This window comes from Nonomuraea sp. NPDC050643, from assembly GCF_040654715.1.
Classification (GTDB): domain Bacteria; phylum Actinomycetota; class Actinomycetes; order Streptosporangiales; family Streptosporangiaceae; genus Nonomuraea.
The window spans coordinates 61,545-79,632 of sequence record NZ_JBFAIM010000006.1; the positions used below are offsets into that span (position 1 = coordinate 61,545).

Consider the following 18,088-nt stretch of genomic DNA (forward strand, 5'->3'; position numbering starts at 1 on the left):
CTTCACCGATGCCGTACTACGACGAGCATGACCAGGAGCGTTGGGTTCCGGAACTTCCCGGCAATCCTGGACGCACTGCGTTCGAACGTGACAGAGCGCGCGTCCTGCACAGCGCCGCCCTCCGCAGGCTGGCCGCGAAGACGCAGGTCGTCGGCCCAGGAGAGACCCTGGGCGGTGGCCAGCACATCCCGCGCACCCGCCTCACGCACTCCCTCGAGTGCGCCCAGGTCGGCCGGGAGATGGGCGCCACCCTCGGCGTCGACCCCGACCTGGTGGAGACCGCCTGCCTGGCGCACGACCTGGGGCACCCGCCGTTCGGGCACAACGGCGAGGTGGCGCTCAACGCGCTGTCCGCCTCGTGTGGCGGCTTCGAGGGCAACGCCCAGAGCCTGCGGCTGCTCACCAGGCTTGAGGCCAAGGTCCTCACCGACGACGGGCGCAGCGCCGGGCTCAACCTCACGCGGGCCGCGCTGGACGCCTCGATCAAATATCCGTGGACGTGCGACAAGTCGCCCAAGTTCGGCGTGTACGACGACGACCTGCCGGTGTTCGAGTGGATCAGGGAAGGGGCGCCGGAGGGGAGGGTGAGCTTCGAGGCGCAGATCATGGACTGGGCCGACGACGTGGCCTACTCCGTCCACGACCTGGAGGACGCCCTGCACTCCGGGCACGTCACGCCCGAGGCCCTGCAGTCCTCCGCCGAGCGCACCCAGGTGTGCGCGATCACCCGCACCTGGTACGCCCCCGGCGCCGACCTCAACGAGCTCGAGGACGTCTTCGCCAAGCTGATCGCCGACCCGCTCTGGCCGCGCCGCTTCGAGGCCACGATCGCCGACCTGGCCGGACTCAAGGCGCTCACCAGCGGCCTCATCGGCCGCTTCTGCCAGTCCGCGCAGACGGCCACCAAGGAGGTGTACGGCTCCCGCCACCGCGCCGACCTCGTCGTCCCGCACGCCACCAGGCTCGAGTGCGCCCTGCTGAAAGGCGTCACCGCCCACTACGTCATGACCACCGACGACCACCACGCCAACCAGGCCAGGCAGCGCGACCTCATCGCCGAGCTGGCCTCCATGATCACCCTGGGCGCGCCGGGCACGCTGGAGCCCGCCTTCAGGCCCGCGTACGCGGAGGCGCGTGACGACGCGGCCCGCGTACGAGTGGTGATCGACCAGATCGCCTCGCTCACCGACACTTCCGCCGTAACCTGGCACCGCAGGCTGGCGACCTGACACAACCCGCTTTCCCGACGACCTCGGTGGGCGGATACTGCGCCCATGGCCACATATGTGATCGTCGGCGCCGGACTGGCCGGAGCCAAGGCCGCGCAGACGCTGCGCGAGGAGGGCTTCGACGGCGACATCGTGCTGATCGGGGCGGAGACCGAGCGGCCCTACGAGCGGCCGCCCCTCTCCAAGGACTATCTGCAAGGCAAGAGCGAACGAGAAAAAATCTTCGTTCACGCCCCCGAGTGGTACGCGGACAACGGCGTGGATCTCCGGCTCGGCCTGCGGGCCACCCGCATCGAGCTAGATCACCACGTCGTACGGCTCGGGGACGGGTCGCGCCAGCCGTACGACAAGCTGCTCATCGCGACCGGCGCCGTGCCCAGGCGCCTGCCGGGGCCCGCCTACTACCTGCGTACCGTCGAGGACAGCGAGGCGCTCAAGGCCCACTTCGCCGCCGGCGCGAGCGTGCTCGTGGTCGGCGCCTCCTGGATCGGCTTGGAGACCGCGGCGGCCGCCCGTGAGGCCGGCTGCGCGGTCACCGTCGTCGAGCCCGAGCCCACCGCCCTGAACCGCGCGCTCGGCCCGGAGCTGGGCGACCTGTTCGCCCGCCTGCACGCCGGAAAGGGCGTGGACCTGCGCTTCGGCACCGCCGCCGCCGAGATCACCGACTCCGGCGTGCGTCTCAGCTCGGGCGAGCGGCTCTCCGCCGACCTCGTCGTGGTCGGCATCGGCGCCGCCCCCGAGGTCTGGCTCGCCCGCGACGCCGGGCTCGAGGTCGTCCAGGGCATCCGCACCGACGCCGCCCTGCGCACCTCACACCCCGACGTGTACGCGGCCGGCGACGTGGCCGAGTTCTTCCACCCCCGCTACGGCCGCCACCTCCGCGTCGAGCACTGGGCCAACGCCCTGCACGGCGGGCCGGCCGCCGCCCGGTCCATGCTCGGCCAGGAGGTGGTCTACGACCGGCTGCCGTACTTCTACACCGACCAGTACGAACTCGGCATGGAGTTCTCCGGCGACATCGAGGGCTACGACGAGATCGTCTATCGCGGTGACCCCGGGCGCCTCGAGTTCGTCGTCTACTGGCTGCGGGGCGGCCGGGTGATCGCCGGCATGAACGTCAACGTCTGGGACGTCGTGGACGACATCCAGGAGCTGATCAGGTCGGGCGTCATTGTTGACCAAAAGGAGCTATCGAAGGAGTGATCACTTCCGGCTCTTGGGCCTTCCTGGTCTTCTTCGGCTTCGGCGTCGTGCTCGACTGAGGCGCCGTCGTGGGCTGCTGCCGCGCGACGGTCCCGGCACACTGCACGGTGCAGCCCGGCGTCTCACCGAGCTTGCCGCGCAGCTTCAGGGTCTCCTCCCGGGGCGAGTACGTGCGGTTGCCCGTCTCCCAGGCGTCGAGGTAGTCCCACGGCTTGACCATGCCCCTGCGTACCCACCAGAAGGCCGGGCCGGTCTTCCACGAGATCGCGAAGTAGAGGTTCGGCCCGGTGTCGCGGGCGTTGCCCGTCCGGCCCACCCGCCCGAGCAACTGGCCGGCCTTGACCCGGACGCCCGGCCGGATGCCGTCGGCCACCGAGTCGAGGTGGCCGCCGAGGTAGCGGACGCCGTCGTCGCCGACGATCGTGACGAACTTGCCCTCGCGGTCGGAGCCCGCGTCGGTGGCGGGGCTCCACCGGTTGAGGGTGTTGACCTCGTCCACGACGCCGCCGATCGGCGCCACGAACGCGCACCCCTGCTTGGCCCAGATCGTCGTCTTGGGCAGCACGAGCAGCTTGCGCTGGTAGGTCGTCTTGCAGCCCTTCACGGGGAACGCGTAGGTGTGCTTCGACAGCTTCGGCGGCGGCACCTGGACCGGGTCGTCACCGTTCGGCGGCTGCTCGGCGGCCTGATGCTCGGCGCTCGGGACGGTGTTCGGGATCGTGGCGGTGACCTGGGGCGTGCCCGTGACCGGAGCCGTGGAAGGCGACTTCGCGCTGACCCCCGCCAGGCCGGTGGCCTGGGTGCAGGCACCGGTGAGCAGCAGAGCGCCCACGACGGCCACCCATCGTCCGATATGCCCCGATTGCATGTTCTCCACCCGTGTCACCGTTTTCCACCGACAACCCTCACCTTTGTAGCCGACCGAGAGACCCGGCATAGCCGCTTTCCCCCTTTAGCAACCCACAGGTGACGCTCGTCTTCCCTCTTCCCCACCCCGGATGGGCGGGAAGCGTCGGTGGGGCCGAATAGACTCACCGGCGTGGCTGGCCGGATCCGTGATGTCGACATCGCACTCGTACGCGAGCGTTCCCCCATCGCCGACGTGATCGGCGAGCACATCCAGTTGCGCAGCGCCGGAGGCGGCAACCTCAAGGGGCTGTGCCCGTTCCACGACGAGAAGAGCCCGTCGTTCAACGTCACCCCGGAGCGGGGGATGTTCTACTGCTTCGGCTGCTCCGAGGGCGGCGACGTGATCACGTTCGTCGAGAAGATCGAGCATCTGCCGTTCAGCGAGGCCGTCGAGCGGCTGGCGCAGCGGGCGGGCATCCAGCTCCAGTACGAGCAGGGTGGCTACGTTCCCAGGCGCGACCACGGTGAGCGGGCGCGGCTGATCGAGGCGCACCGGGTGGCCGCCGAGTTCTACGCCGACAAGCTGTTCGGGCCCGACGCGGCGCCCGGGCGGCGGTTCCTGTCGGAGCGGGGGTTCGAGCGGGCCGACGCCGAGATGTTCGGGGTGGGATACGCGCCGGCCGAGTGGGAGGCGCTCACCCGCCATCTGCTGGGGCGCGGGTTCAGCGCCGAGGAGATCGTCAAGGGCGGGCTGTCCAAGGAGGGGCGGCGGGGGCCGATCGACCGGTTCCGGGGGCGGCTGATCTGGCCTATCAGGGACGCCACGGGCGATGTGATCGGCTTTGGCGCACGGAAGTTGCTTGATTCCGATGATGGTCCGAAATACCTGAATACGCCTGACTCGCCGCTTTACAAGAAGAGCCAGGTCCTTTATGGGATCGATCTCGCGAAACGGGAGATCTCCAAGCGGGCGCAGGCGGTGATCGTCGAGGGATACACCGACGTGATGGCCTGCCATCTCGCCGGAGTTCCGACCGCCGTGGCCACGTGCGGCACCTCGTTCGGCGAGGAGCACATCAAGATCCTGCGCCGGTTCCTGCTCGACCAGGCCGAGTTCCGGGGTGAGGTGATCTTCACCTTCGACGGCGACGCGGCAGGGCAGAAGGCGGCGCTGCGGGCGTTCGCCGACGAGCAGAAGTTCGTCACGCAGACGTACGTGGCGGTGCAGAGCGACGGGCTCGACCCCTGCGACCTGCGCATCAAACAGGGCGACGCGGCCGTGCGGGATCTGATCGCCAGCCGGGAGCCGCTGTTCCAGTTCGCGATCAGGAGCACGATCTCCCGCTACGACCTGCGCAGCAACGAGGGCAAGATCGCCGCCCTCGACGCCGCCGCGCCGATCGTGGCCGGCATCAAGGACGTCGGCCTGCGCAAGCGCTACGCCATCGACCTCGACCGGTGGCTGGGGTTCATGGACGAGCGGTTCGTCATGCAGCGCATCGCCGAGATGTCCGGCAGCGCCCAGCAGGGCCGCCGGCAGCGGGCGCCCAAGGCGGCGCCGACGGATCCGAGCGTGCGGGTGGAGGGCGAGCTCATCAAGCTGGCCGTGCAGCGCCCGGCCCTGCTCGGCCCCCGCTTCGACGCCCTCGACCCGCAGGCGTTCACGGCGCCCGACCACGTCGCCCTCCACCGGGTCATCACCGCCGCCGGCGGCCTGGCGGCGGCCGGGCACGGCGGGCGGGAGTGGGTGGACCGGCTGCTGGAGCACGCGCACGAGGAGGGGGTGCGGGGGCTGGTGACCCGGTTCGCGGTGGAGCCGATCCACGCCGACACCCACGCCGAGGAGCGCTACGCCCGTGACATCCTGGCCGCCGCCGAGGCCATGCCGGTCGACCGGGCCATCGCGCAGGTGAAGTCGCGCATCCAGCGGCTCAATCCGGTGGAGGAGCAGCAGGAGTACAACAAGCTGTTCGGGGAGCTGGTGGCGCTGGAGCAGCAGCGCAGAGTGCTGCGCGACCGCGTCGCGGGCGGCTGACCGGCCACGGCCCCCGGGTCACGGCCCCCGGCCCCCGGGTCACGGCCCCCGGCCCCCGGGTCACGGCCCCCGGCCCCCGGGTCACGGCCCCCGGGCCACGGCCGAAACCCCGGCCACGATCCCAGCCGACCCCCAGCCGATGGTCACCGGCCGCCCTGCCAGTGACACCTGCAGCCATCACCGCCTACCGCCGCCCAAGCCCGCAGCCCTCACACCCGCAGCCCTCACACTCGCCGCCTCGACGACCGCGCCACCGCTGCCGTCTCGGCACGACGGCCGCACCGCCACCGCCCGCCGCACAGGTCGTCAGCGCCGCGACGCCGGCGGCCTGGTGCCTTCCGCCCGGCCAGGTGGGCCGACGTTCCGCCCGGCGGCCGGCCCGCGGCAGACCAGAGCGGCGTTCAGAGCGCCGCCCAGGGCGGGCCGCCCAGCGTGCCGTCCTGGGCGCCCCAGGGTGCCGCTCAGACAGCCCGCCCGGAGCGCCGAGGTCGTCGCTCAGGGCCGACCGAGCCGCCGGTGCGGATGTCCCCGGGTGCCCGGTCGGCGGCGGGTCTGGGGGCGTTGCGTCGTTCCGAAGGGCCCCCACACGACGGGGGGCGGGCGCGCCAGCCCGGTGGCGCGGTCCTGGACGAGGGCGGTCTGCCAGCGGTGGGCCGGAGGCAGGTGACGCTCCGTTTCGGTCACCGGTGCGCCGACCTGGTGTCTCGTGATCGGCACAGGCATCGGCGCGACCGAGGCGGCCGACCCCCGCGGACCCCTCAGAGCGGGGTGCGTGGCCGCCGGTTGGTAACAGTTCGGCTGCGATCGCAAGCGGTATACCAGGGTGGTTGACCAGGGAATTTGGCGCGGTCCAAGTCGCGACAAAGCGAACGGACAAGGGCATCCAGGCAGCGAAAGAGTTGCGTCCGACCTGAGGGTGTCGCCGGGCGCGTGAATCCAGACCGCGTAATTGACTTTACTTTCCTGATCAAACTTGGGCTAAACCTTATTGCGATCTCAATTCGGTAAGCACGATCGTCTTACCTTCGGTGACAAAAATGGGTCTGCCATTTGCTGGAACCAATACTGCAGACTGTCTCCCGTGGGTGCATCGGTGCTGCCAAGCGGACCGCCATCGGTAGATCAGGTGGCGGACCTCGTCGCGAAGGGAAGGGAGCGCGGGAGCGTAACCGTCGATGACGTCGCAGCCGCGCTTGACCGATCCGAGTTGCCGTCCGACGCGCTGGAACGCGTCGTGCGGATGCTCGCCGAGAACGGCGTGGAGGTCCTCGAGCCCCAGGGCGACGAGGAGACCACCCGCGCCGATGAGGAAGACGTAGGCAAGCGGGCGCCGACCAGTGATCTTGTCCGTATATATCTGCGGGAGATCGGCCGCGTGCCACTGCTGACGGCTGAGGAGGAGGTGGAGCTCGCCAAGTCGATCGAAGCCGGTCTGTTCGCCGAGGACAAGCTGGCCAACGGGGTCTCGCGTCTGGCCTTCCCGGAGTTCAGGGAGCTCGTCTGGCAGGGCACCCGGGCTAAACAGCGGCTCATCGAAGCCAATCTCAGGCTCGTGGTGTCGATCGCCAAACGGTACGTGGGCCGCGGCATGCTGTTCCTGGACCTGATCCAGGAGGGCAACCTGGGCCTCATCCGTGCGGTCGAGAAGTTCGACTACACGAAGGGGTACAAGTTCTCCACCTACGCGACCTGGTGGATCAGACAGGCGATCACTCGGGCCATCGCCGACCAGGCGCGGACGATCCGCATTCCCGTGCACATGGTGGAGACCATCAACAAACTCGTCAGAGTCCAGCGCCAGCTCCACCAGGACCTCGGCCGCGAGCCGATTCCCGAGGAGATCGCCAAGGAGATGGACCTCCCTGTCGATCGTGTGGTGGAGATCCAGCGCATCGCCCAGGAGCCCGTGTCGCTGCAGTCGCCGATCGGCGAGGAGGACTCCGACCTCGGTGACTTCATCGAGGACGCCGACGCCGTCGTGCCCATGGAGGCCGCGGCCTTCATCATGCTGCAGGACCAGCTCGACGACATCCTGGCCACGCTGTCAGACCGCGAGCAGCGCATCATCCAGCTTCGCTTCGGCCTGGCCGACGGCCATCCGCGCACGCTGGAGGAGGTGGGCAGGGAGTTCGGGGTCACGCGGGAGCGCATCCGCCAGATCGAGTCGAAGACCCTGGCCAAGCTCCGCCACCCGACGCGCGCGCAGATGCTCCGGGACTACCTGGACTGACGCCAACGGAACGGGCCCGGGCCGATTCGGCCCGGGCCCGTTCCGTTCGCTCAGGGGCGGCCCGCCGGACTCGCCGCCCGGCCCCGTCCCGGAGCACGCCTGCTCAGGAGCAGCCCTCGAACTGCGGCACCGCGATCGTGCCGAACTTCAGCCCCGACGTCCCGAACCACTTGCTCAGCAGCTTGGCCGCGGTCCCGTCCTGGTACATGGCGGTGATCGCCCGGTTGACCGCCTCGCACCCGGGCACGTCGCCCTTGGCCAGCCCGACCCCCGTGCGCTGCTCGTTGAACTGCGTGTTGGCCAGCCGCAGCCCCGAGCCGTCCTGCGCGGCCAGGCCGGCCAGGATGACGTCGTTGGTGGTGACCGCGTCCACCTGCTTGCTCTTCAGCGCCGCCAGGCACTGCTTGTAGTCGGGGAACGGCACGACCTGCGCCGCCACCTCCCGCTCGTCCACGACCCGCTGGGCCGCGTTCGATCCCTTGACCTCGCAGATCCGGCGTCCTTCGAGGTCGCGCACGTTGGAGATCGTCTCTCCCTGCCGCGTCAGGATGTCCTGATAGGAGATGTGGTACGGCCCCGCGAACAACACCCGCGTCTTACGTTCCTGATCGATCGTGAACGTGGCCACCACCAGATCGGCCCGCCCGTTGCCGAGCACCTTCTCCCGGTCGGCGGCCAGCACTCCCAGGAACGTGAAGTCCTTGCCCAGCTTCAGGCCGATGTAGCGGGCCACGTCCACGTCGAAGCCGTCGTACGTCCCGTCGGGCTTGCGGAACCCGACCGAGGGCAGGTCGGAGCGTACCCCGATGACCAGCCGCTCCTTGTCCAGGATCGACTCCTGCCCGCCCATCCCGCAGCCCGCGACGACCGCCGCGGCCAGGACCAGCACCACCGCCAGCACCCGTTTCACCGGTACTCCTTGAGTCGTGGCCACACGCCGGCGATCACCAGCAGGCCGATCGCGCCGATCGCGTACGGAAGCAGCCCCCACAGCCGGTCCAGCGCGCCCTCGCCCGTGTCGATCGCGCGCTTGAACACGCTCTGGTGCCGCTCGGCCAGCGCCATCAGCGCCTCGTCGTACGCGGTGAACGCCGTCGTCACCGCCTTCAGCCGCTCGTCGACCGCGTCATTGGTCCGCCCGCTCGCGACGAGCCCCCGGAAGCGCTGGTCGGTCGCCTGGAAGGTCCGGTACGCCCGGAACACGTCCTGCCCCTCCTTGCCGACGAGCTCGGGCCCCAGCATCCCGAAGAAGTCCTTCGACCCCTTGCCCACTTCGCTGTGGTACGTCCGCAGGTTGCCGGCCTCGAAGTAGATGATCGACAGTGACTTGTCCAGGTACGTGTGCTCGTAGGTGTCGGCCCGCTCCTTGTCCAGCAGGTAACGGCTCTGGTCACCCTGCATGCTGTTGCTGATCGCCCGCGCCTTGGCCAGCGTCAGCACCGAGTCGAACCCGGCCCCCTTGGCCGTGCGCAGCGCCTCCTCGTCCTGGCCGAGCACGTTCACCCCGAAGACCAGCGCGACCGCGGTCGCGATCGTGGCCACCAGCAGCGCCGGCCCGAACACCCGCCGGAAGCGCCGCGCCAGGAAGACCTGCAGCCAGATCAGGCAGCCGAGCGCGATCAGCCCGGCCAGCACCACCGCGACCCGCACGAGCGGCACCATGAGCGCCTTGTCGTCGTAGGTGCTGCGCACGATCGTGCCGCTCTCCAGCGTCAGGTTGTACGCCTGCGGCAGCAGCACCAGCCGCATCAGGTCGGTGGCCGCGCGATAGGTGCGCACGACCTCCGCCGGCGGCGGGCCGGGCGCGTGCGCGGCGCGCTCGTCCAGCAGCAGCGCCTGCCCGGCCAGCCGCTCGTACTGGCCGAGCCCGTCGAGCACCGACTGCACGGTCATCCGCTCGGCCTGGTTGTCGCTCGACAGCTCGAACGCCTTCAGCAGCGCCGTGTTGGCCTCGCCCCGCCGCTGGGTGTACCGGGCGAGCGCGTCCCTGCGCTGGCCGGGGTAGGCGTCGCCCATCACGATGGCGTTGGCCACCTGCGCGTCCATGTCGCTCAGCGCCAGGTAGAGCCCGGCCGTGGCGACGACCTGCGGTCCGGCGTCGCGGCCGATGATCCGCAGCCCGTCACGGGCGCTTGAGCTGCCGACCGCGAGCGCGGCGAAGAGCAGGGCGAGCGAGGCGACCGTGATGCCGGAGATGATCCGGATCCGGCCGGGCACCCCGCTGCGGTGCGCCGCCGGTGGCGCGCCCCGGGTCTGCACCAGGGTCACGGTGTCCCCTCCCTGATCGTGATGACCGTCCAGGCGCCCAGGTGGATCCGGTCACCGGGACCGACCCGGATCGGCACGTTGATCTTGAGTGGCCGGCCGTTCACCTGGGTGCCGTTCGCCGAGCCGGGGTCCACCAGCATCCACGAGCCGTCGGGCTGGGCCAGCAGCACGGCGTGCAGGTGCGAGACGCCGGGGTCCTCGGGCGGCCCGGTCAGGTCGATCTCCGGCGCCAGGTTCCTGGCCCTGCTGCGCCGCCCGATGCGTACCTGCTCGCCGAGCAGCCCGAACGACCGCTCCGGGCAGTACGGCGGGAACGCCACCGCGTCGGCGTCCGGCCCGCCCTCGGCGATGACCTTCTCGTAGTAGGCGCGGTCGGCCGCCGTCACCGCCTCCCACCGGGCCCCGGTCACCGGAACCTGGACGGAGACGCCGTTGCCGCTGTAGTCGTGACCGCACACCTCGCAGAACTGCCCGGCGCGCGGCGTCTGACAGACCGGACAGCCCTCGGCCGCCGTGTCTGCTGAAGCCTGTCCCTGTGCCTGCCCCTGCGGTACGGGCTGGGGCGCCCCGGTCATCTGGGTGCCGCAGACGTCGCAGTAGTCGTCGGCCCCCGACGGGTGCCCCTGCGGGCAGGTCGCCATCAGCTTCCTTCCTTGCGCAACCGGCTCGTACGCACGGAGCCGGTGTCCAGCTCGATCTCGTCGGCCTTCTCCACATTCCTGCGCAGCCTGGCCGTGCCGGTCGCCGGGTCCACCTCGACCACCCGCTCCAGCAGCCTGGCGGTGTCCTCGCGGCCGGATTCGGTGGCGATCTGCCTGGCCTTGGCCAGCCGCGCGGTCGCGGTGTCGACGTCGCCCATGGCCCGGGCGCTGAGCCCGTCCTGGATCAGCTCGTGCAGCTCGGCCTGGCCGGTGTAGTGGGCGACCTTGCCGTTGATCCGGGTGGACTGGGCCAGGTCGTCGGTCCACTGGGCCAGCACGTTGCCGCTGGCCACGACCTCCTGGGTGTCGGGGCGGACGAGCTTGACCCAACCGGCCCTGATCTCCTGGCCGATCTGCCCCGGCGGCACCTCGACGCAGACGTGGTATTCGCGCTCCTCCGTGCCCCACGAGCCGGTCGGGTAGTCGCCGGTCAGCGGGTTGACGTCGGTGCGCTTGCCGGTCAGGTCGAGCAGCGTGGGGGAGACCTGCTTGACGAACTTCAGCCGCGCGGTCTGCGGCACCCACACCCGCAGCGACAGGTCGGCCACGGTCTTGCTCATCGAGGTCTGCGTCAGCCGGCGGAAGTACTCCGGTAGATCCCCCTGGTTGCGGACGAAGTCGAACGTGCCCAGCATCGCCTCGGCCACCTTGCGCAGCTCCGCGGGCACCCAGTCGTCGCCGACGCCCAGGCAGTCGGTCACGAACTTGCCGCTCCAGCCCGCCAGCACCGCGCCGAACACGTCGGGGCGCTCGTTGTTCTGGCCGTCGGTCATCAGCAGCGCGTGCCTGATCGCCGACGGGCGCGAGGTGAGCAGATGACCGGCCAGCTTCAGCCACTCGCCCATGGCGGTGCCGCCGTGCGCGAGCAATCGGCTGATCGCCCGCTCGGCCTCGGACCTGGTGGCCGGGGTGGCCTTGACCAGGCTGGGGGCGCCGCCCGGATAGACGACCTTGGCCGACTCCGTACCGGCGATCACCGCGAAATAGACGCCGTCGCGCAGGGTCTGCACGGCGGTCGCGGCGGCCTGCCTGGCCTCACGGATCTTGCTCCCGCTCATCGAGCCCGAGGTGTCAATGATGATCACTTCGGCCGCCTCCGCGTCGCCGGCCCGCGCGGGCGCGCCGCCGGTCGAGCCCACGGTGAGAATGGCGTGCACCTCGCGGCCGTCGGTGGGGAGATATTTGTTCTGGTCGATGTTGAGAGTGAAAGCGGGCTGGTCAGCCATGGGTGTCTCCTAGGGGGATCAGAGCAATGGTCACGTTGTCCTGGCCGCCGGAGTCCAGCGCGTGGCGCAGCATCTCGCGGGCCATCTCGATCGGGGCGCCCGTCACGGGGAAGGCGTAGCCGTCCAGATAGCGCCACAGGCCGTCGCTGCAGACCAGCAGCAGGCCGGAGCGGGTGGTGAAGGTCCGGACGTGGAGCCCGACGTCCACGGCGTCGGCCCCGAGCCAGGCGGTGATCTCACCGGTCTCGACGGCGTCGTCCTCGGTCAGCGGGACGCCTTCGGGCAGCAGGTACGCGCGGGTGTCGCCGGCCCAGGCCAGCGTCACCCGGCCCGGCTCGGCCACGGCGGCGACGTACGTGCAGGCCGGGGCGTCGTCCACGGAGGTCGCGAGCTTGGTCACGGCCCGTCCGGCCAGCTCGAACGCCTCCTCCTGCGACAACCCCCTGGCCAGCGCGGCGGAGGCGGTCTCGACGGCCACCGCGGACGCCTCGTCGGCGCGCGGCGAGCTGCCCACGCCGTCGCAGACCACGGTCACCACCGCGGTGCCGGCCTCGAGCAGGGCCATCGCGTCCTCGTTGCGGCTGCGGCGCAGGCCCCTGTCCGTCAGGGCCGCCGCGCCGCCGGGCAGCACGGTCTCGGCGTGATCCCGGCCGGTGGGCTGCCGCAGCCCGCACCGCTCGCAGTATCCCTCCGGGTCCACGGCCGCCGCCCCGCAGGACGAGCACGCCGGAGCCCCGAGGGCGTGACCGCACGCCTCGCAGTAGGTGTCACCCGCCACCACGGGCGCCTCGCACACGGGACACGTCGCCGCGCCCTCCGGGTCCCCGCTCACGGTCACGTCCTCGCTCACAGCCACGTCCTCGGTCTTACGGCGTTCGCCTGGTCGATCAGGGCATGGCGTTCCTGGCGGGTCTCCGCGGCCACGGCCAGCTTGCGGAAGATGGACTCCAGCCGTCTGCGCAGCCCCGGTTCCGTGAACGGCGCGTCGGCCAGCCGCAGGCCCTTGGGCGGCGGGCTCGACTCCAGCCAGGCCAGCGCCGAGTGCAGCAGCTCGGCCGTGAGCAGGTCGCGGCGGCGCGGGTCGAGGTCGGCCTGGCCGGCCACCCGATCGGCCGCGCCCACCAGGTCGGCCGGCTGCAGCGCGCTCAGGTCCGGCCGCCGCACCACCGAGGCCGCCAGCGCCACCTGCGCCGCGACCCGGTAGACCGACGTGGCCGGTACCTCGTCGAGCACGCTCATCCGGCCCGTCCTCGCCAGCCCGAAGGCGGCGCTGACGTAGGTGTGGTCGGTCCGCCAGACGCACTCGTACCAGGAGGCGGCCGGCTGGCCCGCGCACTCCAGCGCGAACGCCAGCGCCAGCTTGGGCGCGAGCTCGCCGGGCAGTGCCGACAGACAGGCGTCGAACAGCGCCACCGCCTGGTTCGCCTGCCGCGTGGCCAGGGCCAGCACCGCTTGGTACCAGGTGACCCGCCAGTCGCCCGGCAACTCCCTGGCCAGCTCGTTGAGCAGGATGGGCGTCTCGGCCGCGCTCTCTTCGGCCAGCAACCTGACCCGCATGAGCTTCGTCTCGGGCGTCTGCGGCATCGCGGCGAGCTGCTCGATCAGCTCTTTGCCGTCGCGCCCGAGCAGCCCGGCCAGCGCCCCGGCCGCCGGGTCGGCCGGATCAACGAGCGGCACCGGCAGCGCCGCGGCCGCCGCGACCGGGTCGAGCGGCCCGAACACCTGGTCGCCCGTCTCCGACAGCGCTGTCCCCACCGCGGTCCGCTCGGGCCCGAACAACGTCGACGGCGCCGGGTACGGCACCCCGTCCTCCAGGGCGCTGACCTCCCGCAGCACCCCGACGAGCTGCTCCTCCATCTCCCACGCGCTCTGGAACCTGTCGGCCGGGTTCGCCGCGGTGGCCTTACGCAGCAGGCGGGTGAAGGACGGATGCCCGCAGTCCACCGGCAGCGGGTTGGCCGAGCCGCCCGACGCCGGGCTCCACCCCGACATGGCCAGCACCCCCAGCGTCCTGGCCACGGTGTAGAGGTCGGAGGCCACCGACGACGGCTGCCGGTCCAGCTCGGGGGCGTGGTAGCCGGTGGTGACCCACGACGAGCCCACCGGTGAGCCGAAGGGTTGCACCGCGCCCAGGTCGATGAGCTTGAGCCGCTTGCCGACCCTGATCACGTTGGCCGGTTTGAGGTCGCAGTAGACCAGGCCGTTCTCGTGCAGGTAGCCGAAGGCGTGCAGGATCTCCCTGCCGTACATGAGGACCTCGCGCAGTCGCAGCGGGCCCTGGCGGCGCAGCTCGTGCAGCGACTGGCCGCCCACGTACTCCATGACGATGTAGCCGAGCCCGGCCGAGCGCTGGAAGTTGAAGATCTTGACGATGTTGGGGTGGTCGACCGTGGTGAGGAACTTCCGCTCGGCCTCCGCCGCCGCGAGCGCCTCGGCGTCCATGGTGTTGAGCAGGCCCTTGAGCACCACCCACCGGCCGTCGAGGTTCTCGTCGGAGGCCAGGTAGATCCAGCCGAGCCCGCCGTGCGCCAGGCAGCCCAGCACGCGGTACTGGCCGGCTACCAGGTCGTCCTTGTCCAGCTTGGGGGTGAAGGAGAACTGGGTGCGGCAGTGCGGGCAGAACCCGTCCGTCAGCCCCGGCCGTCCTTCCCGCGAGCGGCCCACCGGCTTCGCGCACGCCGGGTTGGCGCAGTGACGCTTGTCCTCGGGCACCTGCGGGTCGGCCATGATCGCGGTGGCCGGGTCGCGGTAGGGCACCGACGGCAGGTCCGCGATGGTGGCCAGCACCCCGGCCCGCGACCTGCCGCTGCTCGCCGGCGAGCTGGCCGACCTGCTCACGGGCTGGGTGTTCACGGAGACGGACATCGGGGAGGACATCGGGGCGGGCCCAGGGGCGGACCCGGAGCCGAGCCCGGAGCCGGACCCAGGAGCGGACACAGGCGACGGGCTCGCCGCGTGGCCGCACAGGTCGCAGTAGCCCTCCTCGATCGTTCCCGTGCAGCCGGGCTGCGCGCAGCGGGTCATCGCTTACCTCCGTGTATCGCGCGCTGGTAGGTCTCGACGGCCGCCGCCGCCTTCGTCAGGTCGCAGGGAGCGCTCCACAGGATCAGGCGCGCCCGCTCGTACAGCTCGGCGGCGGCCGGGTCCTCGGCCAGTCCCTTGCGCACCGCCATCACCTGGCACGCGCCGAGCCGGCCGCGCAGCTCGTCGCGCCTGCCGACCAGCCCGTACAGGGCCTTGGCGGTGGCCTGCGACTGCTCGGCCGCCTTGCGCACCTCGTCCTCCAGCGCCGAGAGCCGCTTGGCCCGCAGCACCCAGGGGTCGGCGGAGGCGTCGAGGGCGTCCAGGCCGGCCTCCAGCGCCGTGGTCCTGGTGCGCGGCTGGGCCTGCGGCGGCAGGGCGATCTTGACCACGACCGAGCCGTGGGCCAGCCTGGCCTCGCTCTCGGCCGCGCGTACCCGGTCGAGCGCCGCCACCAGGTCCTCGCGGCGCCTGGCGTACTCGCCCTTGACCACGATCGCCAGTTCGAGCTCCGTCTTCGCGCCGGCCAGCAGGCGGGTCAGCCGGTCGAGGTCCTGCTCGACGGCGGCGCCGAGCGGGTCCTCGACCACGTCGGCGCGCATCCGCTTCAGGTCCGCCTCCTGGGCGGCCAGGCCGGCCGCCTCGCCCAGCTCGCGCTCGAGCTCGCGGATCCGGCGCAGGACGGCGTCGGCGTCGTCGAGGCGGGGCAGCACGGTGTTCCACACCGCGTCGATGTCGTTGAGCGTGGAGGTGACGTCGCGGAAGGCGGCGTCCATCCGGGTGACGGTCTGGTCGAGCGTCAGCCGCTCGTCCGCCTGGGGGAGGAGCGAGCGCTGCTCGACCGGCTTGGTGGCGGCGCGCAGCAGGACGGCGGGGCCCGTGAGCAGCCCGGTCAGCTCGGCGAGCTGCTCGGCGCTCAGCTTGGCGCGTCCGGCCCTGAGCTGCTCGGCGTCGCGCAGCACCGCCCGGTAGGCGTCGTTCAGCGACCACAGGGTCGCCAGCGACTCGTGCGCCGTGGCCCAGCGCCGTCCGGTCGCCCCGCGTAAGGAGGCGCCCTTCAACAACTGGTAGGTGGTGTGGGATTCGAGATCGAGCAGGTCGCCTGAGATGCGGTCGCGTTCGTCAGCCCGAGCGCGCAGCGCGTGCTCAGCGCCTTCCCTGCTCATAGGTGGTCCCAGGCTCATCACGCTCCCCGTGAAGAGGCCCCCCGATGCCCCTTTATATCGGCTCAACGGCGGGTTTTGGCTATTAAGTTCCTTTGGCTCGGGGGAACCCTGAGTTGTCCCTGATTCAACCCTGTCTCGCCTGCAATCCGCTTAAAGGATCTCGTAGCGTTCAGGACATGGGACGCATACTTCTGATCATCGCGGCGGTCGTCGCCGCGCTCGTGCTGCTCGGCCCCCTCGTGGGCTTCGCCCTCACGCTGCTCAAGTGGGGCCTCATCATCGGCGCCGTGGCCTTCGGCGTCATGTTCCTGTCGAAGTGGGCCAAGAGGACATAGCTTCCTGGGACATCCTTCGTCATAGTTGGGTGATGGAGGCGCGGCCGGCAGTCGACGATGCCGCGCTCGGGCGCGAGGCGCTGGGCGTGCTCGAGGCGAACTGGACGGGCGCCGGCACGGTGCCCGCCCCAGGGCTCTACCCGCACCAATGGAGCTGGGACTCCGCGTTCGTCGTCATCGGCCTGGCCAGGCATCGGCCGGACCGGGCGCGCGACGAGTTGCTCAGCCTGCTGCGCGGGCAGTGGGCGACCGGGATGGTGCCGCACATCGTCTTCCACACCCGCGAGGCGTATTTCCCCGGGCCCTCCGTGTGGCTCTCGCAGGAGCACGACGCCGCGCCGAACGTGCTCACCTCAGGACTCACCGCGCCACCGCTGCACGCGCTGGCGCTGTGGTGGCTCTACCGGCACACCGGTGACGCCGCCTTCGTCAGGAAGGCGTACCCGGCGCTGGTGGCCCAGCACGAATACCTCGCCTCGGCCCGCGACCTCGGCGGCGCGGGCCTGGCCGCGATCGTGCACCCCTGGGAGTCGGGCATGGACGACAGCCCCGCCTGGGACCAGCCGCTCGCCGCGCTGCCCGTCATCAGGTACGGCTACCGCAACGTCGAACTCGACGAACGCCACCCCGACAGCGACCACGACCGCTACGTCTGGCTCGCCATGCGCTACCGCGACGCCGGCTACAGCCCCGGCTACCTGCGCGACGAGCATCCGTTCGCGGTCGAGGACCCCATGTTCAATGGCATCTGGCTGGCCTCCTGCCAGGCACTGGCCGAGCTGGCGCCGCTGGCGGGCGCCGACCCCAAGCCCCACGCCGAACAGGCCGAGCACATCAGGCAGGCCATGATCGAGCGCCTCTGGGACGGCTGCTACTACGCCAGGGACCTGCGTACCGACCGGTTGATCAAGGTGTGCACGGTCGGCGCGTTCGGGCCGCTGCTGGATCCCGGGCTGCCCAGCGACCACCTGCGCGCGGCCGTGGAGGTGCTGGAGTCGGCCCGGTTCATGGGGGCCACCGGCTATCCCGTGCCGAGCTGTGAGATCCGCGCCGCGCAGTTCGACCGGACCCGCTACTGGCGCGGGCCCTCCTGGGTGAACACCAACTGGCTGCTGCGCCGGGCCGCCGCCGTGCACTCGCTCGACCAGCTCGCCCAGCAGCTCACCAACGGCACCCTGCGCCTCGTGCGGCAGGCCGGTTTCCGCGAGTGCTTCGACCCCTTCGACGGCAGCGGGCGCGGCTGCCGGGACTTCTCGTGGAGCGCGGCGCTCACCCTCGATCTGCTCGCCGATACCGTGGTGGAATGAGTCTTTTCCACCGCCTGCCCGCCGACGTGCGCAAGTCGCTGAACACCGAGCGGGGGGAGCGGGTGCTGACCTTCGCCCGCACCGACGACGACGGCCACGTGGTGGCCACCAACCTGGCGCTGCACCTGACCGACGGGACGCGGGTGCCGTACGAGGAGATCGACCGGGCGTCGTGGGACGAGGAGGGGCTGCGCGTGCTGACCACGGACGGCCGGCGGCACTTCGAGCGGATCGGCGAGCCGCGCGTGCTGCCCGAGACCGTGCGCGAGCGCGTCAACGCCACGATCGTGGTGAACAAGCACGTCAGCCTGCCCGGAAGGGGCGGCGTACGGCTGGTGGCCAGGCGTCCGCCCGGCGGTGAGGTGCTCGGCTGGACCCTCGTCTTCGACGACGGGCTCGACCCCGAGGACCCGGGTCTGCGCGCGCAGGCCGAGCAGGCCCTGGAGGGCGTGCGGCGCAGCATGGGCGTGTGAGCCGCAGGCGTGCGGGGGTGTACGGCTCACCCGGGCCCATGCTCG

Annotated in this window: 15 protein-coding genes; 7 read left to right on the forward strand and 8 right to left on the reverse strand. The window is 71.2% G+C overall.

Annotated elements, in window-relative coordinates; translation table 11 throughout:
- Nucleotides 1-8: 8 nt before the first annotated feature.
- Nucleotides 9-1,229 (forward strand): deoxyguanosinetriphosphate triphosphohydrolase, encoded by a 1,221-nt coding sequence (locus AB0I15_RS09635; RefSeq protein ID WP_358092314.1) that lies wholly within the window; start codon nucleotides 9-11, stop codon nucleotides 1,227-1,229.
- Nucleotides 1,230-1,274: 45 nt separating this feature from the next.
- Nucleotides 1,275-2,432, forward strand: coding sequence for an FAD-dependent oxidoreductase (locus tag AB0I15_RS09640; RefSeq protein ID WP_358092316.1), 1,158 nt, complete (start codon nucleotides 1,275-1,277; stop codon nucleotides 2,430-2,432).
- On the opposite strand, the gene AB0I15_RS09645 is transcribed toward AB0I15_RS09640, so the two are convergent.
- On the reverse strand, nucleotides 2,398-3,300 hold the full coding sequence (locus AB0I15_RS09645; protein ID WP_358092318.1) for a M23 family metallopeptidase: 903 nt from the start codon (nucleotides 3,298-3,300) through the stop codon (nucleotides 2,398-2,400). The two genes, AB0I15_RS09640 and AB0I15_RS09645, sit on opposite strands and share 35 nt — an antisense overlap.
- 171 nt (nucleotides 3,301-3,471) lie before the next feature.
- Here AB0I15_RS09645 and dnaG point away from each other — a divergent pair, with 171 nt between their 5' ends.
- Both dnaG and rpoD read left to right on the forward strand, forming a co-directional pair.
- Complete coding sequence (gene dnaG / locus AB0I15_RS09650; protein WP_358092321.1) at nucleotides 3,472-5,316, forward strand: DNA primase; 1,845 nt, start codon at nucleotides 3,472-3,474, stop codon at nucleotides 5,314-5,316.
- A 1,093-nt stretch (nucleotides 5,317-6,409) separates the two neighbouring features.
- On the forward strand, nucleotides 6,410-7,546 hold the full coding sequence (rpoD, locus tag AB0I15_RS09655) for an RNA polymerase sigma factor RpoD (RefSeq protein WP_103954059.1): 1,137 nt from the start codon (nucleotides 6,410-6,412) through the stop codon (nucleotides 7,544-7,546).
- Between the two features lie 103 nt (nucleotides 7,547-7,649).
- On the opposite strand, the gene AB0I15_RS09660 is transcribed toward rpoD, so the two are convergent.
- From AB0I15_RS09660 to AB0I15_RS09690, 7 genes are read right to left on the reverse strand one after another with little or no spacing between them, the layout of a single operon-like run.
- Entirely contained in the window at nucleotides 7,650-8,456 is an 807-nt protein-coding gene (locus tag AB0I15_RS09660) for a transporter substrate-binding domain-containing protein (protein WP_358092323.1), read from the reverse strand.
- A complete protein-coding gene (locus tag AB0I15_RS09665) occupies nucleotides 8,453-9,814 on the reverse strand; it encodes a hypothetical protein (RefSeq protein ID WP_358092325.1) in 1,362 nt (453 codons plus the stop codon). Before AB0I15_RS09665 ends, AB0I15_RS09660 begins: the two co-directional genes overlap by 4 nt.
- Entirely contained in the window at nucleotides 9,811-10,455 is a 645-nt protein-coding gene (locus AB0I15_RS09670) for an FHA domain-containing protein (protein ID WP_358092327.1), read from the reverse strand. Before AB0I15_RS09670 ends, AB0I15_RS09665 begins: the two co-directional genes overlap by 4 nt.
- A complete protein-coding gene (locus AB0I15_RS09675; protein ID WP_358092329.1) occupies nucleotides 10,455-11,741 on the reverse strand; it encodes a VWA domain-containing protein in 1,287 nt (428 codons plus the stop codon). Before AB0I15_RS09675 ends, AB0I15_RS09670 begins: the two co-directional genes overlap by 1 nt.
- A complete protein-coding gene (locus AB0I15_RS09680; protein WP_358092331.1) occupies nucleotides 11,734-12,591 on the reverse strand; it encodes a protein phosphatase 2C domain-containing protein in 858 nt (285 codons plus the stop codon). Before AB0I15_RS09680 ends, AB0I15_RS09675 begins: the two co-directional genes overlap by 8 nt.
- On the reverse strand, nucleotides 12,588-14,765 hold the full coding sequence (locus tag AB0I15_RS09685) for a tetratricopeptide repeat protein (protein ID WP_358092333.1): 2,178 nt from the start codon (nucleotides 14,763-14,765) through the stop codon (nucleotides 12,588-12,590). Before AB0I15_RS09685 ends, AB0I15_RS09680 begins: the two co-directional genes overlap by 4 nt.
- Nucleotides 14,762-15,928 (reverse strand): hypothetical protein, encoded by a 1,167-nt coding sequence (locus tag AB0I15_RS09690; RefSeq protein ID WP_358092335.1) that lies wholly within the window; start codon nucleotides 15,926-15,928, stop codon nucleotides 14,762-14,764. The genes AB0I15_RS09685 and AB0I15_RS09690 overlap by 4 nt, the downstream gene beginning before the upstream one ends.
- A 176-nt stretch (nucleotides 15,929-16,104) precedes the next feature.
- Here AB0I15_RS09690 and AB0I15_RS09695 point away from each other — a divergent pair, with 176 nt between their 5' ends.
- The 3 genes from AB0I15_RS09695 to AB0I15_RS09705 are packed head-to-tail and all read left to right on the forward strand — an operon-like array spanning nucleotide 16,105 to nucleotide 18,043.
- The gene (locus AB0I15_RS09695) at nucleotides 16,105-16,263 is read left to right on the forward strand and encodes a hypothetical protein (RefSeq protein ID WP_358092337.1); all 159 of its coding nucleotides are present in this window, start codon (nucleotides 16,105-16,107) and stop codon (nucleotides 16,261-16,263) included.
- 32 nt (nucleotides 16,264-16,295) lie between these two features.
- Nucleotides 16,296-17,570 carry a hypothetical protein gene (locus AB0I15_RS09700; RefSeq protein ID WP_358092339.1) on the forward strand — a complete coding sequence of 425 codons (1,275 nt, stop codon included), beginning with the start codon at nucleotides 16,296-16,298 and terminating at the stop codon, nucleotides 17,568-17,570.
- Complete coding sequence (locus tag AB0I15_RS09705) at nucleotides 17,567-18,043, forward strand: hypothetical protein (protein WP_358092341.1); 477 nt, start codon at nucleotides 17,567-17,569, stop codon at nucleotides 18,041-18,043. Before AB0I15_RS09700 ends, AB0I15_RS09705 begins: the two co-directional genes overlap by 4 nt.
- Nucleotides 18,044-18,088: the final 45 nt, after the last annotated feature.